This is a genomic window from Streptomyces flavofungini (assembly GCF_041028215.1).
GTDB lineage: Bacteria > Actinomycetota > Actinomycetes > Streptomycetales > Streptomycetaceae > Streptomyces > Streptomyces flavofungini_B.
Genome location: NZ_JASKYR010000835.1, coordinates 1 through 4,068 on the forward strand (window position 1 = coordinate 1; position 4,068 = coordinate 4,068).

Here is a 4,068-nt window from a genome sequence, read left to right on the forward strand (position 1 = left end):
GGGGATTCCTGGCGGCCGGTGGCGCCGGGGCCTGTTCGCCCGTGGGGACCGGCGCCACGAACSCGGGCAGGAGGCCGATCAGGGCCGCGGCGGCGGGCCACAGCGGCAGGGCCGGGGCCACCAGCGGTACGACGCCGGGGTGCAAGGCCGCCGCGTCGGCGGACGCCGCCCAGATCGTCAGGCCCGCGACGGCGACCCCGGACCCGGCGACCAGCCAGGCCCGTACGCCCCAGCGGTCGGGCCGGTACCGGGTGCGCACCGAGCGGCGCCCGCCGAGCCGCAGCCCGCCGAGGGCCGCGAGCACCCCGGCCAGGAGCAGGGGGAGGCCGTAGGAGGAGCCCTCCGCCGTCAGGAGTCCGTAGGTGCCCACGCATACGCCCATCAGGCCGCCGAGCGTCAGCGCGGCCGTCGCCCCGCGCACCCGGCGCGGGACGGGGGCGATGCGCCCGAACCCGCGCGCGTCCATCGCGGCGGCCAGCGCGACCGACCGTTCGAGGGCGCCCTCAAGCACCGGAAGGCCGACCTGGAGGAGTCCGCGCATGCCCCGGTCGGGGCGTCCGCGCAGCCGCCGCGCGGCCCGCAGCCGCCGTACGTCGGAGATGAGGTTCGGCGCGAACGTCATCGCCACGACGACGGCGACCCCCACCTCGTACAGCGCGCCCGGCAGCGACTTGAGCAGCCGGGCCGGGCTGGCCAGGGCGTTGGCGGCGCCCACGCAGATCAGCAGGCCCGCGAGGCGGATGCCGTCGTAGAGCGCGAAGAGCAGGCCCTCGGCCGTCACCCGGCCGCCGATCCGCACCCCCCTCGCCCAGTCGGGCAGCGGCACCTCGGGCAGCGTCATGACGGTGTGCGTGCCCGGGATGGGCGAGCCGAGCACGACCGCGAAGACGAGCCGGATGCCGATCACGGCCAGCGCGAGCTTCACGAAGGCGCCGTAGGACCTGGCCCAGGGCGCGGAGGTCCTGCGCGCCGCCACGACATAGCCCGCGACGCCGATCAGCAGGGCGATCAGGAGCGGGTTGGTGGTGCGGGAGGCGGCGGTGCCGAGGCCGAGCGCCCACACCCACCACGCACCGGGGTGCAGCGCGTTGCTCCGGTGCGCCTCGGGGGCCAGGCGGCGCCCGAGGCGGCCGGGCGCGCTGCTGCCGTGGTGCGTCATGGTGCCGTCCGTGTCCGGTGCCGTGGTGCCGGGTCGCCGCGTCAGCCGCGGCGGCGCCGGGTCTGCCGGAACGCGGCGCCGCCGAGCAGCGCCACGGCGGCGACCCCGGCGATCAGGCCCACCGAGGGGCCGCCGTCGTCCGCAGCCCGGCCGGAGTCCGCGCTCTCGGCGGAGTCCGCGGGCCTCTTCTTCCGTTCGCCGTCGCCGGACACCTGCTCGCCGCAGCCCGACTCGGGGTAGCCGTCGATGGCGCAGAGCAGCGCCTTGCTGTCGTAGCGCAGCGGCTTGGCGACCGAGGCGAGGGCCTCGGCGCTGGTGGCGTCCTCGGCGACCCGCGCGCAGGCGGAGCGCCGGGCGGGCGGGCGTTCGCCGCCGGGGGCGTCCTGCGCCCGGCCGTAGTCGATCACCAGGGCGACGCGTTTGCGGCCGTCCTTGGCGGGTGTGTCCGCGCAGATGTCCCGGAAACCGGCCGCGCCGCGCGGCGCGGCGGCGTCCTTGGAGTCCTCCGAGACCGCGAAGCGGAACCCCTGCACATCACCGTCGTCGGGCCGCGCGGTGCCGGGCCCCTGGTTCGCGTACGTCCATGAGCCGCCGTCCCGGTCCCAGAACGACCAGTAGCGGTAGCCGGTGGCCGACGCGGGCGCGGCGGTGAGGACGCCCAGCAGCACGGCGACGAGCGCCCCCGCCGACAGGAGCCCGCGTACCGCACGGCTCCGCGTCACGGCTGCTGCTTCTTGCGGTTGCCGCTGTACAGGAAGCCGATGCCGATGCCCGCGACCATGCCGACGCCGATGATCCACCAGATGCTGACGCCGCCGTCGTCCTCGTCCTTCTTCTGGTCCGACGCGGCCGCCGACGGCGACTTGGACGCGGTCTCGGGGGCCGGTCCCTGCGCGTTGAGCTGCTTGACCAGGTCGGCGCCGCCGAAGTCGCGCGGGTCCATGCCCGCGGCGTGCGCGGCGAGGACGAGCTGGGCGTAGGCGGCGGGGCCCGACTGCTCCGCCCAGTCCGCGGAGTTGCCCGCGAGCCACTTGGCGGACTTCTCCGCCTGCTGCTTCTGCCCGGCGGCGGCGAGCGCGATCACCGCGTCCGCGGTGTTGCCCTGGTCGGGCTTGTCCTTGGCGCCCGGCATCGACGACATCAGGTGGCCGTCGTTCTCGCTTAGGGTCTTCAGGAGGTAGCCCGTGCCGTTGCCCGCGGCCTGCGAGGCGGAGTCCGGCTTCGCGCACTCCGGGACGCCGGACGCGGCCTTCTTGGCGGGCTCCACGACCAGGCCCTTGCCGAGGCTGCCGAGCACCCCGGCAGCGGTGGCGTCGGCGTTCGGCGAGAGCTTGCCGGACTTGGCGTCGGCGAGGCCGAAGGCGCCGCCGTCCTTGCCGCAGCCCATGGCGAGCTTGGGCAGCGCGTCGTAGGCGGACTTGCCGTCCTTCCGCACGCTCGCGGGGTTCTGGCCCGCGGCGGCGAGCGCGCCGACGACGATGCCGGTGGAGTTGGCGTCGGAGGGCAGGCCCGGGTTGTAGCCCCAGCCGCCGTCCTTGTTCTGCACGGACTTCAGCCAGCCGATGCTCCTGCCGACCGGCTTCGCCAGGCTCTTGTCCTTGCCGCCGAGCGCGGTGAGGGCCTGCACGGCGGCGGCGGTGGAGTTGCTGTCGACGAGCGTCTTGGCGTCGCACGGCTGGCCCGCGTCCTCGCGGTACGCCGCGAAGCCGCCGTTGGCGCACTGCTGCCCGGTGAGCCAGTCGACGGCCTTGGCGGCGGGCCGGACGCCCGCGGTCTGCTGGGCGAGCAGGGCGTACGACTGGCGGAAGACGCCGTCGAACTTCGGGTCCGTCTTTCCGTAGAGACCGGAGGGGAGGGCGGGCGACGGCGACGCGTCATTGGCGAAAGCTGCCGGTGCGGCGGCCGGGCCGAACACGGCCACGGCGGCCAGGACCGCTGCGCTGCGGCGAACGTTCATGATGCGGCGGGTTGCCTCTCCCTGCGGGGAGCGGGGCGGCACGGGAGCGTGCGAGCACGGCTTCCGGGCGGCTCCGGCTCCGTATACCTCGACGGTGCCGCTCATCGGGGTCCGATGAAGCGAGCCGGTCACTTCCGCGCCGGGCATTCCGGCTCGCCACGGGTCAGCGGCTGTGGCTTACGGCTGCGGGTCAGCGCCGGATTTCCACCGGCTTCCCCCTGCGCGGACGTGAGGACGACCCGCCCACTCTACCGGCCGGGGACGGAGCGGCTCCGGTCACACCGCCACATACGCCACCGGATCGCTCCCCGGCACCGCCTCCGCCCGCCCCAGCTTCACCAGGCGCCGCACATGGGCCTCGGCCTCGGAGACGGCGATGGTGCGGGAGCCGTGCGGAATCTCCGCCCAGGGCCGGTTCCACTCCATGTGCTCGGCGAGCCGCCAGGGTGTGCGGGGCTCCGAGAGCAGGGCGAGCAGCCCGGTCAGCCGGTCCTCGTGGTGGTCGAGGAGCTCGCGGACGCGGGCCGGGGCGCCGGTGAAGGCGCGCTGGTGGGCGGGGAGCACCTCGGCGGCACCGAGACGGCCCACCCGCTCCAGGGAGTCCAGGTAATCCCCGAGGGGGTCCGTGACGGCGTCGTCGTCCGGGTCCTCGTACAGGCCGATGTGCGGGGTGATGCCGGGCAGCAGGTGGTCGCCCGAGAAGAGGCGGCCGTTGCCGGGGAGGCCCGCCGGATGCTCCTCCTCCAGGTGCAGGCAGACGTGGCCCGGGGTGTGGCCGGGCGTCCAGATCGCGCGCAGCCTGCGGCCGGGCAGGTCAAGAAGCTCGCCCGGGGTGATGGTCCGGTCGGGCAGGGCGGGGTTCAGGCCGGGCAGCCCGCGGGSGCSSCCSCCGRSSRCGGCRCSCMKCWGMKGCGCGCCGCCGCCGAGGGCCGCCCCCGCAGGCTGCCCGGCC

General features: G+C 75.9%; 3 protein-coding genes, 1 pseudogene and 1 riboswitch. All 4 genes and pseudogenes read right to left on the minus strand.

Annotated features, from left to right (window positions below):
- Positions 1-1,159, minus strand: a 1,159-nt coding sequence (locus AB8Z36_RS35230; protein ID WP_369217462.1) for an energy-coupling factor transporter transmembrane component T, incomplete at its 3' end; no start/stop codon positions are given.
- Between the two features lie 41 nt (positions 1,160-1,200).
- Positions 1,201-1,881, minus strand: a complete 681-nt coding sequence (locus tag AB8Z36_RS35235) for an SCO2322 family protein (protein WP_369217463.1) — start codon at positions 1,879-1,881, stop codon at positions 1,201-1,203.
- Positions 1,878-3,116: a prenyltransferase/squalene oxidase repeat-containing protein gene (locus AB8Z36_RS35240; RefSeq protein ID WP_369217464.1), complete on the minus strand. Its 1,239-nt coding sequence runs from the start codon at positions 3,114-3,116 to the stop codon at positions 1,878-1,880. The genes AB8Z36_RS35235 and AB8Z36_RS35240 overlap by 4 nt, the downstream gene beginning before the upstream one ends.
- 141 nt (positions 3,117-3,257) lie before the next feature.
- A riboswitch (cobalamin riboswitch) is annotated at positions 3,258-3,334 on the minus strand.
- Positions 3,335-3,392: 58 nt separating this feature from the next.
- A pseudogene (locus AB8Z36_RS35245) lies at positions 3,393-4,068 on the minus strand (MBL fold metallo-hydrolase); the annotation flags it as partial.

Excerpts from the sequence above, each read along its gene's own strand:
- AB8Z36_RS35240 (WP_369217464.1), bottom strand. The coding sequence starts at position 3,116 with ATGAACGTTCGCCGCAGCGCAGCGGTCCTGGCCGCCGTGGCCGTGTTC.